The sequence below is a fragment of the Streptomyces sp. GLSS-08 genome, assembly GCF_056387915.1.
Genome location: NZ_JBWJAQ010000004.1, coordinates 202,186 through 225,932, shown reverse-complemented (window position 1 = coordinate 225,932; position 23,747 = coordinate 202,186). Strand labels below are relative to the sequence as shown.

General features: G+C 70.8%; 17 protein-coding genes, 1 tRNA gene and 1 pseudogene. 13 read left to right on the top strand and 6 right to left on the bottom strand.

Features of this window, described 5'->3' with window-relative positions; genetic code table 11:
* Nucleotides 1–61 precede the first annotated feature (61 nt).
* The 4 genes from desA to AC0ZLC_RS09080 are packed head-to-tail and all read left to right on the top strand — an operon-like array spanning nt 62 to nt 5,097.
* Complete coding sequence (gene desA / locus AC0ZLC_RS09095) at nt 62–1,504, top strand: lysine decarboxylase DesA (RefSeq protein WP_476751377.1); 1,443 nt, start codon at nt 62–64, stop codon at nt 1,502–1,504.
* The gene (locus AC0ZLC_RS09090; protein ID WP_476751376.1) at nt 1,488–2,768 is read left to right on the top strand and encodes a lysine N(6)-hydroxylase/L-ornithine N(5)-oxygenase family protein; all 1,281 of its coding nucleotides are present in this window, start codon (nt 1,488–1,490) and stop codon (nt 2,766–2,768) included. Before desA ends, AC0ZLC_RS09090 begins: the two co-directional genes overlap by 17 nt.
* The gene (locus AC0ZLC_RS09085; protein WP_476751375.1) at nt 2,765–3,328 is read left to right on the top strand and encodes a GNAT family N-acetyltransferase; all 564 of its coding nucleotides are present in this window, start codon (nt 2,765–2,767) and stop codon (nt 3,326–3,328) included. Before AC0ZLC_RS09090 ends, AC0ZLC_RS09085 begins: the two co-directional genes overlap by 4 nt.
* On the top strand, nt 3,325–5,097 hold the full coding sequence (locus tag AC0ZLC_RS09080) for an IucA/IucC family protein (RefSeq protein WP_476751374.1): 1,773 nt from the start codon (nt 3,325–3,327) through the stop codon (nt 5,095–5,097). The genes AC0ZLC_RS09085 and AC0ZLC_RS09080 overlap by 4 nt, the downstream gene beginning before the upstream one ends.
* Nucleotides 5,098–5,152: 55 nt before the next feature.
* Here AC0ZLC_RS09080 and AC0ZLC_RS09075 read toward each other — a convergent pair whose 3' ends face one another.
* Complete coding sequence (locus tag AC0ZLC_RS09075) at nt 5,153–6,745, bottom strand: beta-N-acetylhexosaminidase (protein ID WP_476751373.1); 1,593 nt, start codon at nt 6,743–6,745, stop codon at nt 5,153–5,155.
* Nucleotides 6,746–7,043: 298 nt separating this feature from the next.
* On the opposite strand from AC0ZLC_RS09075, the gene AC0ZLC_RS09070 reads away from it, so the two are divergent.
* Together AC0ZLC_RS09070 and glmS are read left to right on the top strand one after the other, a co-directional pair.
* A complete protein-coding gene (locus AC0ZLC_RS09070) occupies nt 7,044–7,301 on the top strand; it encodes a hypothetical protein (RefSeq protein ID WP_358849790.1) in 258 nt (85 codons plus the stop codon).
* 79 nt (nt 7,302–7,380) lie between these two features.
* The gene (gene glmS, locus AC0ZLC_RS09065; protein ID WP_476751372.1) at nt 7,381–9,198 is read left to right on the top strand and encodes a glutamine--fructose-6-phosphate transaminase (isomerizing); all 1,818 of its coding nucleotides are present in this window, start codon (nt 7,381–7,383) and stop codon (nt 9,196–9,198) included.
* Nucleotides 9,199–9,529: 331 nt separating this feature from the next.
* Here glmS and AC0ZLC_RS09060 read toward each other — a convergent pair whose 3' ends face one another.
* Nucleotides 9,530–10,057, bottom strand: coding sequence for a universal stress protein (locus AC0ZLC_RS09060; RefSeq protein WP_476751371.1), 528 nt, complete (start codon nt 10,055–10,057; stop codon nt 9,530–9,532).
* A gap of 1,213 nt (nt 10,058–11,270) precedes the next feature.
* Between AC0ZLC_RS09060 and AC0ZLC_RS09055 the strand changes: the two are divergent.
* The 3 genes and pseudogenes from AC0ZLC_RS09055 to AC0ZLC_RS09045 all read left to right on the top strand — a co-directional run bounded on the left by AC0ZLC_RS09055 (nt 11,271) and on the right by AC0ZLC_RS09045 (nt 13,405).
* A pseudogene (locus AC0ZLC_RS09055) lies at nt 11,271–12,507 on the top strand (helix-turn-helix domain-containing protein).
* A gap of 115 nt (nt 12,508–12,622) precedes the next feature.
* Entirely contained in the window at nt 12,623–13,225 is a 603-nt protein-coding gene (gene orn, locus AC0ZLC_RS09050) for an oligoribonuclease (protein WP_358849785.1), read from the top strand.
* 105 nt (nt 13,226–13,330) lie between these two features.
* Nucleotides 13,331–13,405, top strand: a tRNA-His gene (locus AC0ZLC_RS09045).
* Nucleotides 13,406–13,485: 80 nt separating this feature from the next.
* On the opposite strand, the gene AC0ZLC_RS09040 is transcribed toward AC0ZLC_RS09045, so the two are convergent.
* A complete protein-coding gene (locus tag AC0ZLC_RS09040) occupies nt 13,486–14,313 on the bottom strand; it encodes a protein kinase family protein (protein WP_476751370.1) in 828 nt (275 codons plus the stop codon).
* Between the two features lie 25 nt (nt 14,314–14,338).
* Nucleotides 14,339–15,394, bottom strand: a complete 1,056-nt coding sequence (locus AC0ZLC_RS09035) for a LacI family DNA-binding transcriptional regulator (RefSeq protein ID WP_476751369.1) — start codon at nt 15,392–15,394, stop codon at nt 14,339–14,341.
* Between the two features lie 327 nt (nt 15,395–15,721).
* Here AC0ZLC_RS09035 and AC0ZLC_RS09030 point away from each other — a divergent pair, with 327 nt between their 5' ends.
* The 4 genes from AC0ZLC_RS09030 (at nt 15,722) to AC0ZLC_RS09015 (ending at nt 20,511) form a co-directional block, all read left to right on the top strand.
* The gene (locus tag AC0ZLC_RS09030; RefSeq protein WP_476751368.1) at nt 15,722–17,041 is read left to right on the top strand and encodes an ABC transporter substrate-binding protein; all 1,320 of its coding nucleotides are present in this window, start codon (nt 15,722–15,724) and stop codon (nt 17,039–17,041) included.
* Nucleotides 17,042–17,046: 5 nt separating this feature from the next.
* A complete protein-coding gene (locus AC0ZLC_RS09025; RefSeq protein ID WP_358849944.1) occupies nt 17,047–18,063 on the top strand; it encodes a carbohydrate ABC transporter permease in 1,017 nt (338 codons plus the stop codon).
* 12 nt (nt 18,064–18,075) lie between these two features.
* Nucleotides 18,076–18,984 carry a carbohydrate ABC transporter permease gene (locus AC0ZLC_RS09020; RefSeq protein ID WP_476751367.1) on the top strand — a complete coding sequence of 303 codons (909 nt, stop codon included), beginning with the start codon at nt 18,076–18,078 and terminating at the stop codon, nt 18,982–18,984.
* Between the two features lie 96 nt (nt 18,985–19,080).
* Nucleotides 19,081–20,511, top strand: coding sequence for a GH1 family beta-glucosidase (locus tag AC0ZLC_RS09015; protein WP_476751366.1), 1,431 nt, complete (start codon nt 19,081–19,083; stop codon nt 20,509–20,511).
* Between the two features lie 160 nt (nt 20,512–20,671).
* Here AC0ZLC_RS09015 and AC0ZLC_RS09010 read toward each other — a convergent pair whose 3' ends face one another.
* Nucleotides 20,672–22,135, bottom strand: coding sequence for a glycoside hydrolase family 18 protein (locus AC0ZLC_RS09010; RefSeq protein ID WP_476751365.1), 1,464 nt, complete (start codon nt 22,133–22,135; stop codon nt 20,672–20,674).
* A 223-nt stretch (nt 22,136–22,358) separates the two neighbouring features.
* Nucleotides 22,359–23,735 (bottom strand): HAMP domain-containing sensor histidine kinase, encoded by a 1,377-nt coding sequence (locus AC0ZLC_RS09005; protein ID WP_476751364.1) that lies wholly within the window; start codon nt 23,733–23,735, stop codon nt 22,359–22,361.
* Between the last annotated feature and the right edge of the window lie 12 nt (nt 23,736–23,747).

The window sequence follows — 23,747 nt, the reverse complement described above, 5'->3', positions numbered from 1 at the left end:
CCTCTTCTTGTCCCGCTCCGCTCCCGTCCCGCTCGGACTCTCCCGCACGGAGGACCCCCACATGCGCTCGCACCTGCTCAATGACACGACCACGGACCGGTATCGCCGCTCCGTGATTGAAGGAGTCGAGCGGGTGGCCGCCAAACTCGCCACCACCGACCGTCCGTTCACCGGCACCACGGTCGACGCCCTCGCTCCCCGGATCGAGCGGATCGACCTGGACCGCCCGCTGCACGACACCACCGCGGTGCTCGACGAACTGGAGGAGGTCTACCTCCGGGACGCGGTCTACTTCCACCACCCCCGTTACCTCGCGCACCTCAACTGCCCGGTGGTGATACCGGCGTTGCTCGGCGAGGCGGTCCTGTCCGCCGTCAACTCCTCGCTGGACACCTGGGACCAGTCGGCCGGCGGCACCCTCATCGAACGCAGGCTCGTCGACTGGACCGCCGAGCGCATCGGCCTCGGACCGGCCGCGGACGGCGTGTTCACCAGCGGCGGCACGCAGTCCAACCTCCAGGCGCTGCTGCTGGCCCGCGAGGAGGCCAAGGGAGACGACCTCGGCGCCCTGCGCATCTTCGCCTCCGAGGTCAGCCACTTCAGTGTCAGGAAGTCGGCCAAACTCCTGGGCCTCGGCGCCGACAGCGTCGTCTCCGTCCCGGTCGACCACGACAAGCGGATGCAGACGGTCGCCCTCGCCCACGAGCTGGACCGCTGCGAGCGCGAGGGCCTGATCCCCATGGCGGTCGTCGCCACCGCGGGCAGCACCGACTTCGGCTCCATCGACCCGCTGCCCGAGATCGCCGAGCTGTGCGCCCAGTACGGCGCCTGGATGCACGTGGACGCGGCCTACGGCTGCGGGCTGCTCACCTCCCTGAAGAACCGGGACCGGCTCACCGGCATCGAGCGCGCCGACTCCGTCACCGTCGACTACCACAAGTCCTTCTTCCAGCCGGTGAGTTCGTCCGCGGTGCTGGTCCGCGACGCGGCCACGCTGCGGCACGCCACCTACCACGCCGAGTACCTCAACCCCCGCCGCATGGTGCTGGAGCGCATCCCCAACCAGGTCGACAAGTCCCTGCAGACCACCCGCCGCTTCGACGCCCTCAAGCTGTGGATGACACTGCGCGTGATGGGCGCCGACGGGATCGGGCAGCTCTTCGACGAGGTCTGCGACCTGGCCGCCGACGGCTGGGAACTCCTCGCCGCCGACCCGCGCTTCGACGTGGTCGTGCGGCCCTCCCTCTCCACCCTCGTCTTCCGCTACATCCCGGCGGCCGTCACCGACCCGGCCGAGATCGACCGCGCCAACCTGTACGCCCGCAAGGCGCTGTTCGCCTCCGGCGACGCCGTGGTCGCGGGCACCAAGGTCGGCGGCCGCCACTACCTGAAGTTCACGTTGCTCAACCCCGAGACCACGGCCGACGACATCGCCGCCGTACTCGGTCTGATCGCCGGCCACGCCGAGCAGTACCTGGGAGAGTCCCTTGACCGCGCTTGCTGAATCCGCCCGTGTGCACGACTTCGTGGGGATCGGCCTCGGCCCCTTCAATCTCGGCCTCGCCTGCCTCACGGAACCGATCGCCGAACTGGACGGGGTGTTCCTGGAGTCCAAGCCGGACTTCGAGTGGCACTCCGGGATGTTCCTGGAGGGCGCGCACCTCCAGACCCCGTTCATGTCGGACCTGGTCACCCTCGCCGACCCGACGTCCCCGTACTCCTTCCTCAACTACCTGAAGGAAGCGGGCCGGCTGTACTCGTTCTACATCCGCGAGAACTTCTACCCGCTGCGGGTCGAGTACGACGACTACTGCCGCTGGGCCGCCTCGAAGCTGAGCAGCATCCGCTTCGGCACCACGGTCGCGGAGGTCACCTGGGACGAGGGCGCCGAGTTGTACGTCGTCCGCACGGAGGGCGAAGAGACGTTCCGCGCCCGCCGCCTGGTCCTCGGCACCGGGACTCCCCCGTACATCCCCGAGGCCTGCGCCGGCCTAGGCGGCGACCTCCTCCACAACTCCCGCTACGTGCAGCACAAGCAGAAGCTGCAGCAGAAGGAGTCGATCACCCTCGTCGGCAGCGGGCAGTCCGCTGCCGAGATCTACTACGACCTGCTGAGCGAGATCGACGTCCACGGCTACCGGCTGAACTGGGTGACGCGCTCACCGCGCTTCTTCCCGCTCGAATACACCAAGCTGACCCTGGAGATGACCTCCCCGGAGTACATCGACTACTTCCACGCGCTGCCCGAGCCGACCCGCTACCGCCTCCAGTCGGAGCAGAAGGGCCTGTTCAAGGGCATCGACGGCGAGCTGATCGACGCGATATTCGACCTGCTCTACCAGAAGAGGGTCGGCGGCCCGGTCCCCACCCGGCTGCTCACCAACTCCTCCTTGCGGACAGCGAGTTATGAGGACGGCACGTACACGCTGGGACTGCGCCAGGAGGAGCAGCAGAGGGACTACGAGCTGACCAGCGAGGGCCTGATCCTGGCCACCGGCTACAAGTACGCCGAGCCGGAGTTCCTCAAGCCGGTCCGCGACCGCCTGCGCTACGACTCCCGGAACAACTTCGACGTGGCCCGCAACTACGCCATCGACGTCACCGGCGGCGGGGTCTTCCTGCAGAACGCCGGTGTGCACACCCACAGCATCACGAGCCCCGACCTCGGCATGGGCGCGTACCGCAACGCGTACATCATCAGGGAGCTGCTCGGCACCGAGTACTACCCGGTCGAGAAGACCATCGCGTTCCAGGAGTTCGCCGTATGAGCACCCCCTTCACCTTCCGTCCGCTCGACCCCCTCAAGGACGCGGAACTGCTGCATCGCTGGGTCACGCATCCCAAGGCGGCCTTCTGGATGATGCAGGACGCCGCACTCCAGGACGTGGAGCGCGAGTACATGGCGATCGCCGCGCACGAGCACCACGACGCGTTCCTCGGACTGCGTGACGGCGAGCCGGCGTTCCTGATGGAGCGCTACGACCCGCGGTACGTGGAGCTGGTCGGCCTGTACGAGCCGGAGCCGGGTGACGTCGGCATGCACTTCCTGGTGCCGCCGACGGACACGCCCGTGCACGGATTCACGCGCTCGGTGATCACCGCGGTGATGGACGAGCTGTTCGCCGACCCGCGCACCCGGCGGGTCGTGGTCGAGCCCGACGTGTCCAACACGGCCGTGCACGCGCTGAACGCGGCCGTCGGCTTCGTCCCCGAGCGAGAGATCGACAAGCCGGAGAAGAAGGCCCTGCTGAGCTTCTGCACCCGCGAGCAGTACCTGACGGCCCGTGAGCCGGCGGTCCTCGCCGCCGGCCGAGGAGTGACGACATGACCCTGTCCGACGCGGTGGCCCACCTCTCGCCCGAGCGCTGGGCCGAGGCCAACCGCCTGCTGATCCGCAAGGCGCTCGCCGAGTTCGCCCACGAGCGGCTGATCACGCCGGAACCGGCGGGCGGGGACCGCTACACCGTCCACAGCGACGACGGCCTCACCCGCTACGGCTTCACCGCCCGGCGCCGCTCGCTCGACCACTGGCAGGTGGACGCCGCCTCCCTCACCCGCCACCGCGACGGCACCGAACTCCCGCTCGCCGCACTCGACTTCCTCATCGAGCTGAAGTCGTCGCTGGGGCTGAGCGACGAGGTCCTGCCGGTCTACCTGGAGGAGATCTCCTCCACCCTCTCCAGCACCTGTTTCAAGCTCACCAAGCCGCAGATCCGCTCCGCCGAACTGGCGCGAAGCGGCTTCCAGGCCATCGAGACCGGGATGACCGAGGGCCACCCCTGCTTCGTCGCCAACAACGGGCGCCTCGGCTTCGGGGTGCAGGAGTACCTCTCGTACGCGCCGGAGACCGCGAGCCCGGTGCGGCTGGTGTGGCTGGCCGCACACCGCTCGCGGGCCGCCTTCACCGCGGGCGCCGGCGTCGAGTACGAGTCCTTCGTGCGGGCCGAACTGGGCGAGGCGACGGCCGGGCGCTTCCACGCGGTACTCACCGCCGAGGGCCTCGACCCGGCCGACTACCTCTTCATCCCGGTCCACCCCTGGCAGTGGTGGAACAAACTGTCCGTGACCTTCGCGGCCGAGGTCGCCCGGCGCCACCTCGTCTGCCTCGGCGAGGGTGACGACGAGTACCTGGCCCAGCAGTCGATCCGGACGTTCTTCAACAGGAGCGCCCCGGAGAAGCACTACGTGAAGACCGCGCTGTCGGTGCTCAACATGGGCTTCATGCGCGGGCTCTCCGCGGCCTACATGGAGGCGACCCCGGCCATCAACGACTGGCTCGCCCAGCTCGTGGAGAACGACCCGGTGCTGAAGTCCACGGGCCTGTCGATCATCCGCGAGCGGGCCGCGGTCGGCTACCGGCACCTGGAGTACGAGGCCGCCACCGACCGCTACTCCCCGTACCGCAAGATGCTCGCCGCGCTGTGGCGCGAGAGCCCGGTGACCTCGCTCCGGGAGGGTGAGTCGCTGGCGACGATGGCCTCGCTCCTCCACGTCGACCACGAGGGCGCGTCCTTCGCCGCCGCGCTGATCGAACGGTCCGGGCTCACGCCCGTGGAGTGGCTGCGCGGCTATCTGCGGGCCTACCTCACGCCGCTGCTGCACAGCTTCTACGCGTACGACCTCGTCTACATGCCGCACGGCGAGAACGTCATCCTGGTCCTCGCCGACGGAGCCGTACGGCGCGCGATCTACAAGGACATCGCCGAGGAGATCGCGGTCATGGACCCGGACGCGGTACTGCCACCGGCGGTCGAGCGGATCCGGGTGGAGGTCCCCGAGGACACGAAGCTGTTGTCGATCTTCACGGACGTCTTCGACTGCTTCTTCCGCTTCCTCGCGGCGAACCTCGCCGCGGAGGACGTTCTCGACGAGGACGCCTTCTGGCGGACGGTCGCCGAGTGCGTCCGGGAGTACCAGGAGGCGACGCCCGAACTCGCCGACAGATTCCGGCAGTACGACATGTTCGCACCGGAGTTCGCGCTGTCCTGCCTCAACCGGCTCCAGTTGCGCGACAACAGGCAGATGGTGGACCTCGCCGACCCGTCGGGCGCGCTCCAGCTCGTCGGCACCCTGAGGAACCCGATCGCGGGCCGGTGAAAGCCGGGTGGGGCCCGGGAGACGGTCCTCCCGGGCCCCACCCCCGTCCGGCGGACTACGGGGCGGGCCAGGGCACCTGGGGCGATCGGTAGTAGTCGATCCCCAGCGCGTCCCAGCGCGGTCCCTGCGCGGCGAGCCGCACCTTGTAGGTGTCCCAGTCGTGCGTCGAGGCGGGCGACCAGCCGAGCTCGGCGACACCCGGCAGGCGCGGGAACGCCATGTACTCGACGTGGTCGGAGTTCAGGATCGTCTCGGTCCACAGCGGCGCCTCGACACCCCGGACGGCCGACGCCGGCACGCCGGGCAGGTAGCTGCCCGGATCCCAGTCGTAGGCCCGCCGCACTTCGACGAGTCCCGCCCAGTCCAGGCCGAGCGGCGTGTCCGCGGTGTACTTCATGTCGAGGTAGACCCGGTCCGCCGGGGACAGGATCAGCCCCGTCCCGTTCTGCGCGGCCTGCGCGACCCGCGCCTTCTCGGCGGCGCTCGTGTCGTCCAGCCCCCAGTACTGGGCCAGCGCGCCCTTCGCCGGGGTGGCGCCGGTGAGCTGGTGCCAGCCGATCACCGTCTTGCCGTACGCGGCGACGACCGGCTGGACCCGGTCCATGAAGGCCACGTAGTCGGCGTGGCTGGTGGAGTGCGCCTCGTCGCCGCCGATGTGGAGGTAGCGGCCGGGTGTGATCGCGGCCAGCTCACGGATCACGTCGTCCACGAAGTCGTACGTCACCGGCTTGTCGACGCACAGCGAGCTGAAGCCGACCTCGGTGCCGGTGTAGAGCGGGGGCGCCACGCCGTCGCAGTTCAGCTCGGCGTACGAGGCGAGCGCCGCGTTGGTGTGACCCGGCAGGTCGATCTCCGGGACGACTTCGAGGTGGCGCGAGGCCGCGTACCGGACGATCTCCCGGTACTGGGCCTTGGTGTAGTACCCGCCGGGTCCGCCGCCCACCTGGGTCGAGCCGCCGTGCGCGGCCAGCCGGGGCCAGGAGTCGACGGCGATGCGCCAGCCCTGGTCGTCGGAGAGGTGCAGATGCAGCTTGTTGATCTTGTAGAGCGCCAACTCGTCGACGTAGCGCTTGACCTGGCCGACCGTGAAGAAGTGCCGGGAGACGTCGAGCATCGCCCCGCGGTAGCCGTAGCGCGGGGTGTCCTTGATGGTGCCGCCCGCGACGAGCCAGGGTCCGGGCTGCACGGACTTCTTCTCGACCGCGGCCGGCAGGAGCTGGCGCAGGGTCTGCACGCCGTGGAAGAGGCCGGCGGCCCTGCGGGCGGTGATCGTGACGCCGGACCTGCCGCTGTCGAGGCGGTAGCCCTCGTCCCCCAGTGTGCGGGCGGAGCCGAGCCTGAGCCGGATGCCGTCCCCGCCGCGCGAGGTGACCGGCAGCCGGTAGCCGGTGGAGGGCCGCAGCACGTCCGCGAGGTACTCGCCGATCCGGCGGGCCTCGCGCGAGTCGTCGACCCGGATACGGGTGTCGCCGGTGACGCGGTACGGCGATCCCTTCGCCTCGACCGAGGCGGGAGCCGGGACCACCCGGCCGAGCGGAGTGACAGGGGTGCCGGTCGCGGCAGGAGCCGCGCCGGCGACGGAGATACCGGCGGCCGCCACGAGCAGCAGCGTACCGAGCAGGCGGGACGTTCTGTGGTGCTGTCTCACACGCGCTCCCTTCCATGAAGCTCCACGAGCCTCGCCGGGGTTCCCGCGATCCGGACCCCGATGGGTATAGACCACTCTCGCGCACGACCGGTGGAACAGCCCCCCTCGCGGCGGAGATCGTCCAGCGGGACGGCACATGGGCCGGTCGGCCTCCAGACGGACGAGGAGTCCACGCCGGCCGGGCAGACAGCCCTCGTGGACAACTCGCAGACAGCGGTCCACGAGTGATTCCACAAGCGCCTGCCCGATATCGGGCAGGATTCTTGCGAATCACCTGCGCGTACTCCAGGATCAACGGGTGCACGACGAACTTGTTGATCACCTGACGCGCTCGACGCCCCTCAACCGGGGCGAAGCACTCCGGGTGGTCCAGGACGTGCTCGCCTACTTCGACGAGACGGCCGAGGAGTACGTCCGGCGCCGCCACCGCGAGCTCCAGGCCCAGGGCCTGGTCAACGCGGCGATCTTCGAACGGATCGAGGCGGACCTGAAGTACCGCGCGGTCGCGCCGCCCGGGCTCACGCTCAGGCAGCTGCGCCGCATCGTCTACGGCTGACCGCGGGACGGCGCGGCCGGACGATCCGGCGGACACCACGAACGACAGAGCAGAACGACAGAGGGGAACCGAGAGACGCATGTGCGGAATCGTCGGGTACATCGGCAGGCGTGATGTGGCACCGCTGCTCCTGGAGGGCCTGCAGCGCCTGGAGTACCGGGGCTACGACTCGGCGGGCATCGTCGTCACGACCCCCAAGGCGGCGGGCCTGAAGATGGTCAAGGCCAAGGGCCGGGTCCGCGACCTGGAGGCCAAGGTCCCGGCGCGCTTCAAGGGCACCACCGGCATCGCCCACACCCGCTGGGCCACCCACGGCGCCCCCTCGGACGCGAACGCGCACCCGCACCTGTCCCACGACGGGAAGGTCGCCGTCGTCCACAACGGCATCATCGACAACGCCGGGGACCTGCGCAAGAAGCTGGAGGCCGACGGCGTCGAGTTCCTCTCCGAGACCGACACCGAGGTCCTCACCCACCTCATCGCCCGCTCCCGGGCCGAGAAGCTCGAGGACAAGGTCCGCGACGCGCTCCGCGTGATCGAGGGCACCTACGGCATCGCGGTCCTGCACGCCGACTTCCCCGAGCGCATCGTGGTGGCCCGCAACGGCTCCCCCGTCGTCCTCGGCATCGGCGAGAAGGAGATGTTCGTCGCCTCGGACGTCGCCGCGCTCGTCACCCACACCCGCCAGATCGTCACCCTCGACGACGGCGAGATGGCCACCCTCAAGGCCGACGACTTCCGCACCTACACCACCGAGGGCACCCGCACGACCGCCGAGCCGACCACCGTGGAGTGGGAGGCCGAGTCCTACGACATGGGCGGCCACGACACGTACATGCACAAGGAGATCCACGAGCAGGCCGACGCCGTGGACCGCGTGCTGCGCGGCCGCATCGACGACCGCTTCTCCACCGTGCACCTCGGCGGCCTGAACCTGGACGCCCGCGAGGCGCGTGCCGTGCGCCGCGTGAAGATCCTCGGCTGCGGAACCTCGTACCACGCGGGCATGATCGGCGCCCAGATGATCGAGGAGCTGGCCCGCATCCCCGCGGACGCCGAGCCCGCCTCCGAGTTCCGCTACCGCAACGCGGTCGTCGACCCCGACACGCTGTACGTCGCGGTCTCGCAGTCGGGCGAGACGTACGACGTGCTGGCGGCGGTCCAGGAACTGAAGCGCAAGGGCGCCCGGGTGCTCGGCGTGGTCAACGTGGTCGGCTCGGCCATCGCCCGCGAGGCCGACGGCGGCATGTACGTGCACGCGGGACCCGAGGTCTGCGTGGTGTCCACCAAGTGCTTCACCAACACCACGGTCGCGTTCGCGCTGCTCGCTCTGCACCTGGGCCGTACCCGCGACCTGTCGGTGCGCGACGGCAAGCGGATCATCGAGGGCCTGCGCAGGCTGCCCGGCCAGATCTCCGAGATCCTCGCGCAGGAGGACGAGATCAAGAAGCTGGCCGAGAGTTACGCCGAGGCCCGCTCGATGCTCTTCATCGGCCGGGTGCGCGGCTACCCGGTGGCCCGCGAGGCCTCGCTGAAGCTGAAGGAGGTCTCGTACATCCATGCCGAGGCCTACCCCGCCTCCGAGCTGAAGCACGGCCCGCTGGCGCTGATCGAGCCCGCCCTGCCGACCGTCGCGATCGTCCCGGACGACGACCTGCTGGAGAAGAACCGCGCCGCGCTCGAGGAGATCAAGGCCCGCAGCGGCAAGATCCTCGCGGTGGCCCACCAGGAGCAGGAGAAGGCCGACCAGACGATCGTCGTCCCGAAGAACGAGGACGAGCTCGACCCGATCCTCATGGGCATCCCGCTCCAGCTCCTCGCCTACCACACGGCGCTGGCCCTGGGCCGGGACATCGACAAGCCGCGCAACCTGGCCAAGTCCGTCACGGTGGAGTAACCCGCCTGCCGTCGACGGGACTTGAGCCCGCCGGAGCATGAACGACCCCCTGCGTATGCCACGTTCGCGCAGGGGGTCGCTCTGTCAGGGCCGGGGCCGCCCAACGCCCCGGCCCGCGCCCGCTCCGGCCGGTGGCCGTCACCCCCCCGGGCCGGCGGCGCGTCCCAAGGTCCGGCGACCGGTATATGCCCTTCACAAGGGCACAAACACCTCTGTGCGGGGGTGGATTGACGTGATGGGCAGGGGAGTTGAGCGTTCCGGGCCTCATCCGCCTGAGAACGGGGGCGAGTTGCGCGCCCGGGCGCCCGGAACGGGCGGAACGGGCCGTGCGCTAGGGGATGACGATGACGGGCCGCCTGGCGCGCTTCGCGAGCCGGCCGGCCACCGAGCCGAAGATCCGCCCGACGATGCCGTGCGTGGAGCCGACGACGATCGCGTCCGCCTCGTACTCCTGCCCGACCTCCTCCAGCTCGTGGCAGATGTCGCCCCCGCGCTCGACGAGGATCCAGGGGACCTCCGCCAGGTACTCGGCGCAGGCCAGCTCGAGTCCCAGCACCTCCGTGCGGTGATCCGGCACGTCGACGAAGACCGGGGGCTCGCAGCCCGCCCACACGGTGGTCGGCAGCCGGTTGGCGACGTGCACGATGATCAGCCCCGAGCCGGAGCGGTGCGCCATGCCGATCGCGTACGCCAACGCCCGCTCGCTGGACGTGGAGCCGTCGAATCCGACGACGACGCCGTGCTTGAACGCGGGATCGCAGGAATGGCGTGGCTCTTTCGCCGCCAGGGGCTCGGCCGCCGTGGGATCGGCGACGGAGCGCTTGCGGTCCGCGGGATCGAAGAATTCGTGACCGGCCATAAGTGTCTCGGCGTGTGGATCCTCGTGGGTGGGACGAACAGGGAGCGGCGGAGCCGTGTCCGGGAATCACCTTCCCAGCCCCATACCCCCAAGGGTACGGCGGCACGCCTCCTCTGCCCATGTTCCGCGCCTGCCGCGCGGGGTTCCAGGGAGCATGCACGAGGGGGCGCCCGTAACGCAATGGTTGCTGCCCCGTACAGGCGGTTTGCACAGGGTTCACCTCGTGCTTCCGGGACCGCTCGCGCGTACGGTGGTGCCGCCCCGGCCGGTCTCCGCCCCCCGCGGCAGTGTCCGGCCGGCCGGCCGGGCGTTGAACCGGGTGAGCCACGACCACGGGAAGCACTGGAGCGCAAGGGAGCACAGCGTGCCCGGAACAGAGACCGCGCCCCAGTCCGCCGGGCCGCGCCCGCCCGCGCCTCCCCCGCAGGACACGGCGGGCGACGTGGTGCGCTGGGCGGCCTTCAGCTGCGTCCTGGTCCCCGTGGTGCTCGTCCTGTACGGCACCTCGCTCGCCGGGGCGGCCGGCACGGCACTGGGGCTCGGGGCGGTGACCGCCGTCTGCCGGATGCTGCTGCGGGAGTCCGAGCGGGGGGCCGCCCGGCCGCGCCCCGCGGAACGGCTCCCGCACCGGGGGCGGCACGGCAGGGAGGCCGCGCCGTGCGTCGGCCCCGCGAAGTCCGGCCGGGGCCGCGGCGGCTCGCACGCGATGGCCGGCGGCCACATCGGGCCGGGCGGTCTCCCAGGTTTCCCCGGCACGGGCGGGGCACACGGGAAGGACGGTTCGGGAGCGCACCGGGGCGCCCGTCGAGCGGGGGGAAATACGCCGGTCGACTGACCGGTTTGTGCGCACGCCCCCGCCTGTTTTCAGCCAACTTCACTTACCCGCGCATGGCGTGGTCGAACGACCCCCCAACCCCCGTTCCACCTGCACGGAAGGGCTTACTGGGGACACGTGCACCCTATGGGGACCGGCCACCGGCACAAGGCGCACTTCCCTGCGCGGCCCACGAGTGCAACGCTTCGTGATCGAATGCTTCACGCCAAGTTGCCATGTCGACAATGTGCCGGATCGTGAACTGGTCACGCCGGCACCACGGGACGCAGTAGATTCGATCATGACTGTCTTACGGCGGGGGACTCGTGCAGGACCAAGGGGAAACGTGCAGGAGCGACACAACCGAGGAGCCGCGACCACCGAGGGGGGCTTAGCAGCATGAGCCACGACTCCACTGCCGCGCCGGAAGCCGCGGCCCGGAAGCTGTCCGGGCGACGCCGCAAGGAGATCGTCGCGGTGCTGCTGTTCAGCGGCGGCCCCATCTTCGAGAGCTCCATACCGCTGTCGGTGTTCGGCATCGACCGCCAGGACGCGGGAGTTCCGCGCTACCGACTCCTGGTGAGCGCGGGTGAGGAAGGCCCACTGCGGACCACAGGGGGCCTCGAACTCACCGCGCCACACGGGCTGGAGGCGATCTCACGGGCAGGCACCGTCGTCGTGCCCGCCTGGCGGTCGATCACCTCACCGCCACCGGAGGAGGCGCTCGACGCACTGCGCCGGGCGCACGAGGAGGGCGCCCGCATAGTCGGGCTGTGCACCGGCGCCTTCGTGCTGGCCGCGGCCGGGCTGCTGGACGGCCGGCCGGCCACCACCCACTGGATGTACGCGCCGACGCTGGCCAAGCGCTACCCGTCGGTGCACGTCGACCCACGCGAGCTGTTCGTGGACGACGGGGACGTCCTGACCTCGGCGGGCACCGCGGCCGGAATCGACCTCTGTCTCCACATCGTGCGGACGGACCACGGCAACGAGGCCGCCGGCGCGCTCGCCCGCCGACTGGTGGTCCCACCGCGCCGGAGCGGCGGCCAGGAGCGCTACCTCGACCGGTCTTTACCGGAGGAGATCGGCGCCGACCCCCTCGCGGAGGTCGTCGCCTGGGCACTGGAGCACCTTCACGAGCAGTTCGACGTGGAGACCCTCGCCGCGCGCGCCTACATGAGCCGGCGGACCTTCGACCGCCGCTTCCGCTCGCTCACCGGCAGCGCCCCCCCTGCAGTGGCTGATCACTCAGCGGGTGCTCCAGGCGCAGCGGCTGCTGGAGACGTCGGACTACTCGGTGGACGAGGTCGCGGGCCGCTGCGGCTTCCGCTCGCCGGTGGCGCTGCGCGGGCACTTCCGCCGTCAGCTCGGCTCGTCCCCCGCCGCGTACCGCGCCGCCTACCGGGCGCGCCGTCCGCAGGGTGACAGGCCCTCGGACCTGGACGGTTCCACGGGATCCCCGGGACCGGCGCCCGCGCCGCACCAGGAGAGCCCGGTCCCGCTGCAGACCCGGCGTACGGCGGCCGCGAGCTCGGTCGGCCCGTCCACCTCACTGTCCACGGAGTCGGCCAGGCACGGCCAGGACTTCTACGCGGCGGGCCGCCCGAGCCTGCCGGGACAGCGCAGCGCGCCGTAGCACCGGACGGGTGGGGGCCCTCGGGCTCCCACCCGGCACACCGCCGCCCCGGCCGCCGGGCCCCCGGGGTACACGGGCGGTCCGGCGGGCCGGAGCGGGCCGTAGGGTAAGACACATGAACGACCGCATGGTGTGGATCGACTGCGAGATGACCGGACTCTCGCTGTCCGACGACGCGCTCATCGAGGTGGCCGCGCTGGTCACCGACTCGGAGCTGAACGTACTCGGCGAGGGGGTGGACATCGTGATCCGCCCGCCCGACGCCGCGCTCGAGACCATGCCGGACGTGGTGCGCACGATGCACACCGCCTCCGGCCTCCTCGACGAGCTGGCCGCCGGCACGACGCTGGCCGACGCCGAGGAACAGGTCCTGTCCTACGTACGGGAGCACGTCAAGGAGCCGGGCAGGGCCCCGCTGTGCGGGAACTCGGTCGGCACCGACCGCGGCTTCCTGCTGCGGGACATGCCGACGCTCGAGGACTACCTCCACTACCGGATCGTGGACGTCTCCTCCATCAAGGAGCTGGCCCGCCGCTGGTACCCGAGGGCGTACTTCAACAGCCCCGACAAGAACGGCAACCACCGGGCCCTGGCCGACATCCGGGAATCGATCGCGGAGCTGCGCTACTACCGCGAGGCGGTCTTCGTCCCGCAGCCCGGCCCCGACTCGGACACCGCCCGCAAGATCGCCGCCAAGCACGTCCTGCCCGCCGAATAGCCTCCCGCCCGCCCCGCGGGAAAGGCGGGCGCGAGCACCCCTTCGGACCCTGTACACTTTTCCTCGGCCGGTCGGTGAAGCGACTTTCGCAGAACCGCCGGTCATGGTGGGTGTAGCTCAGCTGGTAGAGCACCTGGTTGTGGTCCAGGATGCCGCGGGTTCAAGTCCCGTCACTCACCGTGAGCAGTCAGCCGGTGACCTGTTCGCACAGGTCACCGTCTGACTGCGTTTCAAGGGACCCTCGGGCGCGGGCCCCTGCCTCAGGCGGTTCCGGCCGGGCAGGCCGCCCGCCAGGCCGCGGCGAAGGCGGCGACGTCCTCGTAGCGGTCGCCGGGATCCGTGCGGGTCGCGCGCTCGATCACCGCCAGCTGCGGTGCCGTACCCCGCCAGGCGCGCTCCTCGTCACCGGCGTCCAGGAAGAGCCGGGCGGTGCGGCCCAGGGTGAAGACGGTCGTGCGGGCGTCGATCACGGAGCCCCGCTCGAACTCCTCGGGCGCCATGTACCGCCGGGAGCCGGGCAGCCGCTCCTCCTCCAGCACGAAGGGGCCCGGACGGTACTCGTCGAGGTCGACCAGGTGGGCCATGCCGCCCGCGAAGTCGTACAGCAGAGCCCCGTCGTAGAAGTCGACGGCGACATGACCGGCGCTCTCCACGGCGAGGTGGGCGCCCAGGACACGGTCGAAGGCGCGCAGCACGTCGGCGGTCGGCAGGGCGCGGAAGCGGGCCATGGGGGTGTGCGGGCTCGTACGGTCGCGCTGCCCGGTCGCGGTGGGGTGGTAGAGCACCTCGCCCTTCCGCCAGGGCATCACCACCGCCCAGCTGTCCCGCACCGCGATCCGGTGGACCTGCGGGACGATGGCCGTGTGCCGTACGGCCCGGTGGAACGCCCAGCCGCGTTCGAGCGACTGGCGGGCTCGGTCGGTGACCGCTTCCTTGACGAACCAGCACGCGCCGTCGAGCAGGCGCACGCCGTACGACACGCATCCGGAGTCCTGCTCCCGGAACGCGGTGAACACCTCACCCACCCGGCCCAGATACGGCTCCACGGAGGAGACTTCGTCGACTGCAAGCAAGGGATGGAGGACCATGGACGCCAGCTTGCCCTACCGGAGGTCAGGACGACGCGCGCGCCACCAGTTCCGTGGGCAGGACCACCTGACGGCTCTCCAGGTCGCGCGAGGCGACGGGCCTGCGGTCCGCGATCTCGCCCAGCAGGAGGTCGATCATGGCGCGCCCCATCTCCTCGATCGGCTGGCGCACGCTGGTCAGCGGGGGGTCCATGTGGCGGGCGATGGCCGAGTCGTCGTAACCGACCAGCGCCACGTCGTCAGGTATCCGGCGGCCCGCCTCGCGCAGGACCTGGCGGGCGCCCGCCGCCATGACGTCGGAGCCGGCGAAGACCGCGTCCAGGGTGGGGCAGCGGGCGAGCAGCTCCGTCATCGCCCGGCGGCCGCCCTCCTCGGTGAAGTCGCCGGCCACGATCAGGTCCTCGTCGACCTCGCGGCCCGCGGCGCGCAGCCCCTCGCGGTACCCCTCGATACGGCGCTGGGCACCGAAGACGTCCAGGCGTCCGGCCAGATGGGCTATGGTCCGGCGACCCCGGGCGATCAGGTGTTCGACGGCGACCCGTCCGCCGCCGAGGTTGTCCGAGTCCACCGACGGCAGCGTCTCGCGCGCGGATCTGCGGCCGCTGATCACGGCCGGGATCTCCAGCTGGGACAGCAGGTCCGGGAGCGGGTCGTCGGCGTGCACGGAGACCAGCAGGACGCCGTCCACGCGGTGCGCGGCCAGGTACTGGGCCAGGCGCTGCCGTTCCCGGTCGCTGCCCGCGAAGATCAGCAGCAGCTGCATCTCGGTCTCGGAGAGCTCCGCGCCGACGCCCCGGAGCATGTCGGAGAAGTACGGCTCCGCGAAGAAGCGGGTCTCCGGCTCGGGGACCACGAGGGCGATGGCGTCGGTGCGGTTGGCGGCGAGCGCGCGGGCGGCCGTGTTCGGGACGTAGCCGAGTTCCGCCACGGCCGCCTGGACGGCGGCGCGGGTGGCGTCGCTGACCCGCGGCGAACCGTTGATCACCCGGGACACCGTGCCGCGGCCCACCCCGGCCCGCGCGGCGACCTCCTCGAGAGTCGGCCGTCCGCCACTGCGGCCCCGCGCTCCGTAGCCTGCCATGGTCCGCCTCCCTTCACACCGCGTCGCATCGCGTTGGCCTGGAATCTAACAGTCTTGATCCCCGCGCGATGCCCTGAGACGGTCCGGTAGGGCTCCGTCCGCCGGATTAGTTAACAGCCCGATAACCGAAGACAGGTCTCCGCGTCCTCACTCTTGACACCCCCGCGTGAACCGACGACTCTTCAACACATCACTTGTGGGAGCGCTCCCACGGTACCTGACAAAACACATCCCGCACGTTCCCCGCCCGAGCCGCAGCGAGTAACTAACGGGCCCAACAATGCAGTTGGCCGGGGGGTCGGCACGTCAGGGCAACAGGAGGATGCAATGCGAGCACGTACCCTTACCGCCCGCAGAGCGGTGGTCGTCACGGCCGTCGCAGCGCTGGGCGCCGGGCTGCTGACCGGCTGTGCCGACGACGGCGGTGACGACTCCGGCTCGTCGGGCGGCGGCAAGGGCAAGACCACGATCTCCCTTGGTCTGTTCGGCACGTTCGGCTTCAAGGAGGCCGGGCTGTACGACGAGTACGAGAAGCTCAACCCGGACATCAAGATCCAGGAGAACGTCACCGAACGGAACGAGAACTACTACCCGGCTCTCGTCAACCACCTCACCACGGGCAGCGGCCTCGCCGACATCCAGGGCGTCGAAGTCGGCAACATCGCCGAGGTCGTCGACACCCAGGCCGCCAAGCTCGTGGACCTGTCGAAGGTCGCGGGGGTCAACCAGAGCGACTTCGTCGACTGGAAGTGGAAGCAGGCCACCGCCAAGGACGGCCAGACGGTCGGGCTCGGCACCGACATCGGCCCCATGGCCATCTGCTACCGCAAGGACATGTTCGAGAAGGCCGGTCTGCCCACCGACCGCGAGGAACTCGCGAAGAAGTGGGACGGCGACTGGAACAAGTTCGTCGAGGTCGGCAAGGAGTACAAGAAGAAGGCGCCGAAGGGCACCACCTTCCTCGACTCCCCCGGCGGCCTGCTGAACGCGGTCCTCGGCAGCGAGACCGAGAAGTTCTACGACGCCTCCGGCAAGGTCGTCTACAAGGACAACCCGGCCGTGAAGTCCGCCTTCGACCTCACCGCGGGCGCGGCGAAGGAGGGCCTGACCGGCAACCTCACGCAGTTCCAGCCGACGTGGGACCAGGCGTTCGCCAACAGCAAGTTCGCGGCCGTCTCCTGCCCGCCGTGGATGCTCGGCTACATCGCGTCCAAGGCGAACCAGGACACCAAGGGCAAGTGGGACGTCGCCAAGGCGCCCAAGGGCGGGAACTGGGGCGGCTCGTTCCTGGCCGTGCCGAAGACCGGCAAGAACGTGAAGGAGGCGTCCAAGCTCGCCGCCTGGCTGACCGCGCCCAAGCAGCAGGCCACCCTGTTCGCCAAGCGGGGCAGCTTCCCGAGTGCCCAGAGCGCGTACGAGCTCCCCGAGGTGACCGGCGCCAAGAACGACTTCTTCGGTGACGCCCCGATCGGCACCATCTTCGCGGCGGCCGCCAAGGACAGCCCGGTCCAGGTGATCGGCCCGAAGGACCAGATCATCCAGCAGGGTCTGACCGACAACGGCGTGTTCCTCGTGACGAAGGGCAAGTCCCCGGCGGACGCCTGGAAGACGGCCACGAAGACCATCGACAACAACCTGGAGAAGTGACCGGTATGGCCACCCGGCACGACACCGCCGCGCCCCCCACCAAGGAGGGGGGCGCGGCCCCGGCCGGCCGCGTTCCGGCCGGTGCGCCCACGGAGGAGGAGGTCCGCCGCCGGGCCCGGCTCTCCCGCCGATGGCAGCGGGACCTGCGCTGGAGCCCGTACGTCTTCGCCTCTCCGTTCTTCCTGCTCTTCCTCGCCTTCGGCCTGTTCCCGCTGATCTACACGGGCTGGGCGTCGCTGCACACGGTGGAGCTGACGGCACCCACGGACATGGAGTGGGCGGGGCTGCGCAACTACACCCGCATCTTCGACGACGAGTTCTTCTGGAACGCGGCGAAGAACACCCTGACCATCGGCATCATCTCCACCGTCCCGCAGCTGCTGATGGCCATGGGCCTGGCCCACATCCTCAACTACAAGCTGCGGGCCTCGACCTTCTACCGGGTCGCGATGCTCGCGCCGTACGCGACGTCGATCGCCGCGGCCTCCCTGGTGTTCGTCCTGCTCTTCGGCCGCGACTACGGCATGATCAACTGGTCGCTGCACTTCGTCGGCATCGACAGCATCGACTGGCAGAACGACAAGTGGCCCTCGCAGATCGCCGTCTCGACGATCATCGTCTGGCGCTGGACCGGCTACAACGCGCTGATCTACCTGGCGGCCATGCAGGCCATCCCGCAGGACCTGTACGAGTCCGCGGCCCTGGACGGCGCTTCGCGCTGGAAGCAGTTCCTGCACGTCACGCTGCCGCAGCTGCGCCCGACCATCCTGTTCACCGTGGTCGTGTCGACGATCGGGGCGAGCCAGGTCTTCGGCGAACCGCTGCTGTTCGACCAGAACAAGGGCGCCTCCGGCGGCGCCGAGCACCAGTTCCAGACGCTCGGGCTCTATCTGTACGAACAGGGCTGGGTCAACCAGCACCTCGGGCGGGCCTCGGCCATCGCCTGGACCATGTTCTTGATCCTCATCGTGATCGGGATCGTCAACTACGTCATCTCGCGCCGGCTGCGCGCCAGTAGTTAAGGAGAACCGGCCGTGACGACGACCCTGACGACACCACCAGCCGACACCGTGCCCGCGGAGCCGAAACGCTCGCGGCGCCCCAAGTCCGCACGGGCGGGCGGACAGCTGCACGGCGGCCCGATCGCCTATCTGATCCTCGCCCTGTTCACCATCGGCTCGCTGTTCCCGCTGGTGTGGACGGCGATCGCCGCCTCGCGCGACACCAACCGGCTGGCGCAGACACCGCCGCCGCTCTGGTTCGGCTCCAACCTCTTCAAGAACCTGGACCTCGCCTGGGGCGACGCCAATCTCGGCGAGGCCATGTTCAACACCACGCTCGTGGCGGGCATCTCGGCGGCCACCGTCGTCTTCCTGTCCACGATCGCCGGGTTCGCCTTCGCCAAGCTGCACTTCCGGGGCCGCAGTGCCATGATGCTGATCGTCATCGGCACGATGATGGTCCCGCCGCAGCTCAGCGTGATCCCGCTGTACATGATGGTCGCCAAGCTCGACTGGACCGACCAGCTCCAGGCGGTGATCTTCCCGTCCCTGGTGAGCGCCTTCGGTGTCTTCTTCATGCGGCAGTACCTGATCCAGGCGCTGCCGAACGAGCTGATCGAGGCGGCCCGGGTGGACGGTGCGAGCAGCTGGCGGGTGGTCTGGCACATCGTGTTCCCGGCGGCCCGGCCCGCGATGGCCGTCCTCGGCATGCTGATCTTCGTGCAGACGTGGAACGACTTCCTGTGGCCGTTCCTGGTGCTGACGCAGACCGGCAACCCGACCGTGCAGGTCGCGGTGGCCGGCCTCGGCCGGGGCTACACCCCCGACCAGTCCCTGATCATGGCGGGAGCGCTGCTCGGCACGCTGCCGCTGCTGCTGGTCTTCGCCCTGTTCGGCAAGCAGATCGTCGGCGGCATCATGCAGGGCGCCGTCAAGGGCTGATCCCTCTCCGGGGGCCGGGTCATCGCCGCCCCGGCCCCCCGCCCTTCCCGTTTCTCTTCTCCGTCGGTCTCCCCGACCTCCTATGGGAGCGCTTCCATGCCTGAGCCCGTGACGTCCGTGTCCTTCCCTCCCGCCTTCCTCTGGGGCGCGGCGACCTCCGCGTACCAGATCGAGGGGGCGGTGCGGGAGGACGGCCGGACCCCCTCGATCTGGGACACCTTCAGCCATACGCCCGGAAAGACGGCGGGAGGTGAGACGGGGGACGTGGCGGTGGACCACTACCACCGCTACCGCGACGACGTGGCGATGATGGCGGACCTCGGGCTGAGCGCGTACCGCTTCTCCATCTCCTGGTCCCGGGTGCAGCCCACCGGGCGCGGCCCCGCCGTGCAGCGCGGCCTCGACTTCTACCGGCGGCTGGTCGACGAGCTGCTGGCGCACGACATCAAGCCCGCCGTCACCCTCTACCACTGGGACCTTCCCCAGGAGCTGGAGGACGCGGGCGGCTGGCCCGAGCGGGACACGGCGCTGCGGTTCGCCGAGTACGCGCAGATCGTCGGCGAGGCGCTGGGCGACCGCGTCGAGCAGTGGATCACCCTCAACGAGCCCTGGTGCAGCGCGTTCCTCGGGTACGGCTCGGGCGTGCACGCCCCCGGGCGGACGGACCCGGCGGCGTCCCTGCGGGCGGCCCACCACCTCAACCTGGCGCACGGGCTCGGCACTTCGGCGCTGCGCGCGTCGATGCCCGCCCGCAACACGGTCGCGGTGAGCCTCAACTCCTCGGTCGTCAGGCCGCTTTCGACGAGCCCGGCGGACCTGGCCGCGGTCCGGCGCATCGACGACCTGGCCAACGGCGTCTTCCACGGGCCGATGCTGCACGGCGCGTACCCGCAGACCCTGTTCGAGGCGACCGCGTCGGTCACCGACTGGTCGTACGTCCTCGACGGCGACCTCCAGCTGATCCACCAGCCGCTGGACGCGCTCGGCCTCAACTACTACACGCCGGCGCTGGTCTCGGCCGCGGAGGCGGAGCGGGCCGGGCCGCGCGCGGACGGCCACGGGGCGAGCCCCTTCTCGCCCTGGCCGGCCGCGGACGACATCGCCTTCCACCAGACGCCGGGCGAGCGTACGGAGATGGGCTGGACCATCGACCCGACGGGCCTGCACGAGCTGATCATGCGCTACACCCGGGAGGCGCCGGGACTGCCGCTGTACGTCACCGAGAACGGCGCCGCGTACGACGACAAGCCCGACCCCGACGGCCGCGTGCACGACCCGGAGCGGATCGCCTACCTGCACGGGCACCTCGCCGCGGTGCGCGACGCGATCACCGACGGCGCCGACGTGCGCGGCTACTACCTCTGGTCCCTGATGGACAACTTCGAGTGGTCCTACGGCTACGGCAAGCGCTTCGGCGCGGTCTACGTGGACTACGCGACCCTGGCCCGTACGCCGAAGTCGAGCGCCCACTGGTACGGGCAGGCCGCCCGGACGGGGACCCTGCCGTCACCGGTGGCCGCCGAGTAGACCGACCCGCGGGGGAACCGGGGGACGGGGGAACGGGGGGCACGGGGGGAACGGGGAAGCGGAGCGCGCCCCGGCCGGGTGGGGGGAGGTCCGGCCGGGTGGGGGGAGGTCCGGCCGGGGCGCGCTCTCCCCCGTGGAGGAAGGGCCTACGCGTGGGGGCTCACTTGTAGGCGCCGAAGGCCTTGGAGAAGGCGTTCTGGTCCTGGACGACCGAGCTGCACGTGGGGTCGGCGACGTTCTTCGCGCCGCCCGCACACTGCTTGTCGCGGGTCGCGGACCACATGGAGAGCCAGCCGAGGCCCTTGGACCTGGCGAAGTTCACGAGCTGCGTGGCGTCGTCGACCTTGAAGATCTCGCCTGCGACGTCGTTCACGCCGATCATCGGGGTGACGGCGACCGCCTTCCAGGCCGCGCTGTCGGAGAGGCCGAGGACGCCCCTGACCTGGGCCTGGGTCGCGGTGGCCGCCTGCTCGGCGTAACCGCCCATGTCACCGCTGTACGCGGGTCCGTAGTCCATCGCCATGATGTTGACGGTGTCGACGCTCACGCCGTTCGACCTGGCGTTGGAGAGCAGGCTCACGCCGTCCTGAGTCAGGCCCTCGGGCATCACCGGGAGGGTGAAGGAGACGTCCAGGCCGGGGTGGGCCTTCTGGAGCTTGGCGATGGCCTGCGCGCGGCGGGTGTTGGCCGCGGTGTTCGGCAGCGCCCCGCCCTCGACGTCGAAGTCGACCTTGGTGAGCTTGTAGGCGTCCACGGTCCTGGCGTACGCCGTCGCGAGCGCGTCGGCGGACGGGCAGGTCGTCGCGAGCTCCGAGCCGGCGGCGCCGCCGAAGGAGACGCGGACGTCGCCGCCCTTGGCCCGCAGGGCACCGATCTGTCCGGCGACCGCGTCGCTGCCGAGGTCGGTGACGCCGCCCCACTTGGGGGTGCAGCCGCCGCCGTCGGTGACGAAGGCGAGGTTGTAGTCCTTCACGCCGGTGGCCGAGGCGCTCGCGACCAGGTCGAAGGCGGGGTAGAGGGACGTGTCCACGTAGGGCGCGAAGCCGGCGTTCGTGGTGGTGCCGCTGCCGGAACTCTGGGACGGGGCGGGGCTGGTGGGGGCCGAGGTGCCCGGGCTCGGGTCCTTGGTGGGCGTGGCGCTCGGCCGGGGGGTCGCCGTCCCGCTCGGGCGGCCGCTGGGCTCGGGGGTCGCGCCGCCGTCCGCGGAGCAGGTGGCGTCGTCGATGCGGCAGCCGGTCGGGTCGGCGGTGCCGTTCACCACGAATCCGACGGTCACCGACTTGCCGGCGGCCAGGCCGTCCTTGTCCCAGGACGGCGGGGTCACGGTGACGTGCTGTCCGCTCACCTCGTACCGGCCGTTCCACAGGGAGCTGAGCTTGGCACCGGCGGGCAGGTCGAACTCCAGCGTCCAGTCCTTCCTGGCCTGGCCGCTGTCGTTCGTGACGACGTACTGCGCGGTGTAGCCGGTCGTCCAGTCGCTGGTCCTGGTGTACGCGGCGCCGACGCCGGCAGCCTGCGCGGTCCCGGTGAACAGGAAGGCGCCGCCACCGGCCACGGCCGCGGCGGCGATGCCGCCTATTGCCTTGTTCCTGCCACTGACCTTGCGCCGGTGCGTGCTGCTCATCGTGGTGCCTGCTTTCGCGGTGTCACGGGGGGTGGGTGCGAGCAGCACGCTAGCGATCGGGAATCGGGCAAACCGCTTGTTCCGGACGGCGGTCGGGGATCTTAGGGTGCGCTTAAGGAAGGCATCGGGGACCGTTAAAGGTCGAGACCAGTGTGCCCGTTCGGGGGCGGGCGGTGCCGCAGGAGGTGCCGCCCGAGGATGCGGCCACCTCGGCCGGTGGGCGTCAGCTCACGCCCGCTCCGCGCCTGCGGCGCCGTACGGAGCCGCGGTGGCCGCGCCTGACCGGGGCGCGTCCGGCCAGCTGGATCCAGATCCGCACCTCGGTGCCGCCCAGGACGGACGAGCCGATGCGCACGTCCCCGCCGGTCGACTCCGCGAGGCGGCGCACGATGTCGAGGCCGAGCCCGGTCGACCCGTCGCTGCCGGAGCCCCGGCCGCGCGCCATCGCCGCCTCCGGGTCGACGATCCCCGGGCCGGCGTCCGACACCAGCACGATCACCGCGTCCCCGCCGTTGTGCACGTCGACCGCGAAGGCCGTGCCCTCGGGGGTGTGCCGGAAGACGTTGCCGAGGAGCGCGTCGAGCGCGGCCACCAGGTCGGCCCGTGCCACCGGTATCCGCACCGGCCGGTCGACGCCCGCGACCCGGACCTTGCGGCCCTCGTCCTCGGCGAGCGCCGACCAGAAGTCCATCCGCTCGCGGACGACCTCGGACGCGTCGCACCCGGCGCCCGCGCCGATGGCCGCGGTCTGCGGCTTGGCCTCCCGGGCCGTCCGGATGATCGTGTCGACCTCGCGCTCCAGCTGCGCGACCGCGGCCCGGGTCTGGTCGGCGGCCGGCCCGTCGCCGAGGGAGGCCGTGTTCAGCCGCAGCACGGTCAGGGGCGTACGCAGCCGGTGGGAGAGATCGGCGGCCAGCTCCCGCTCGTTCGCCAGGAGCTGGACGACCTGGTCGGCCATGGAGTTGAACGCGACGGCGGCCAGCCGCAGTTCGGTCGGTCCTTCCTCCGGTACCCGGGCGCCGAGTTTCCCCTCCCCCAGCTCGTGCGCGCCCTCGACCAGGCGCTGCGCGGGCTGCACCATCCGCACGCCGAGGCGGTCGGCGACCGCGACCGAGCCGATGACGAGGGCGACACCGACGGCGGCCAGCACCGCCCAGGCCGTCCCCACGCCGTTGCTGACGTCGGATTCGGGGACGTACACCTCGACGACCGCTATCTCGCCGGAGCTCAGCGCGGTGGGCTGGAGCAGGGTGGAGCCGCCGGGCACCTCGGTGGTGGTGGCCCGGCCGAGCTCGCGGGTGGTGGTGATGTCCTTGCCCGCGGCGCGCTGCCTGCCGATGTCGACCGCGGCCGCGTCACCGGAGGCGGGTATGTGCACGGCCATGCCCGCGTCGGACCCGGCGGAGGCGACGACGCGCTCCAACTGGTCCCGGTCGGTGGTGATGGAGAGCGCGGGCGCGACGGCCGCCGCCTCCCGCTCCGCGTTCGAGAACGCCCGGTCCCTGGCCATCTCCTTGATGACAAGACCGAGCGGGATCGCGAAGGCGACCACGACCATCGTGGTGACCGCCACGCACACCTTGACCAGCGCCCACCTCATCGCGCCCGCCTC

Coding starts and splice junctions, on each gene's coding strand:
- AC0ZLC_RS09015 (WP_476751366.1), top strand. CDS start 19,081: ATGCCTGAGCCCGTGACGTCCGTGTCCTTCCCTCCCGCCTTCCTCTGG.
- AC0ZLC_RS09060 (WP_476751371.1), bottom strand. CDS start 10,057: ATGGCCGGTCACGAATTCTTCGATCCCGCGGACCGCAAGCGCTCCGTC.
- AC0ZLC_RS09080 (WP_476751374.1), top strand. CDS start 3,325: ATGACCCTGTCCGACGCGGTGGCCCACCTCTCGCCCGAGCGCTGGGCC.
- AC0ZLC_RS09025 (WP_358849944.1), top strand. CDS start 17,047: ATGGCCACCCGGCACGACACCGCCGCGCCCCCCACCAAGGAGGGGGGC.
- AC0ZLC_RS09010 (WP_476751365.1), bottom strand. CDS start 22,135: ATGAGCAGCACGCACCGGCGCAAGGTCAGTGGCAGGAACAAGGCAATA.
- desA (WP_476751377.1), top strand. CDS start 62: ATGCGCTCGCACCTGCTCAATGACACGACCACGGACCGGTATCGCCGC.
- AC0ZLC_RS09040 (WP_476751370.1), bottom strand. CDS start 14,313: ATGGTCCTCCATCCCTTGCTTGCAGTCGACGAAGTCTCCTCCGTGGAG.
- glmS (WP_476751372.1), top strand. CDS start 7,381: ATGTGCGGAATCGTCGGGTACATCGGCAGGCGTGATGTGGCACCGCTG.
- AC0ZLC_RS09085 (WP_476751375.1), top strand. CDS start 2,765: ATGAGCACCCCCTTCACCTTCCGTCCGCTCGACCCCCTCAAGGACGCG.
- orn (WP_358849785.1), top strand. CDS start 12,623: ATGAACGACCGCATGGTGTGGATCGACTGCGAGATGACCGGACTCTCG.
- AC0ZLC_RS09030 (WP_476751368.1), top strand. CDS start 15,722: ATGCGAGCACGTACCCTTACCGCCCGCAGAGCGGTGGTCGTCACGGCC.
- AC0ZLC_RS09035 (WP_476751369.1), bottom strand. CDS start 15,394: ATGGCAGGCTACGGAGCGCGGGGCCGCAGTGGCGGACGGCCGACTCTC.
- AC0ZLC_RS09005 (WP_476751364.1), bottom strand. CDS start 23,735: ATGAGGTGGGCGCTGGTCAAGGTGTGCGTGGCGGTCACCACGATGGTC.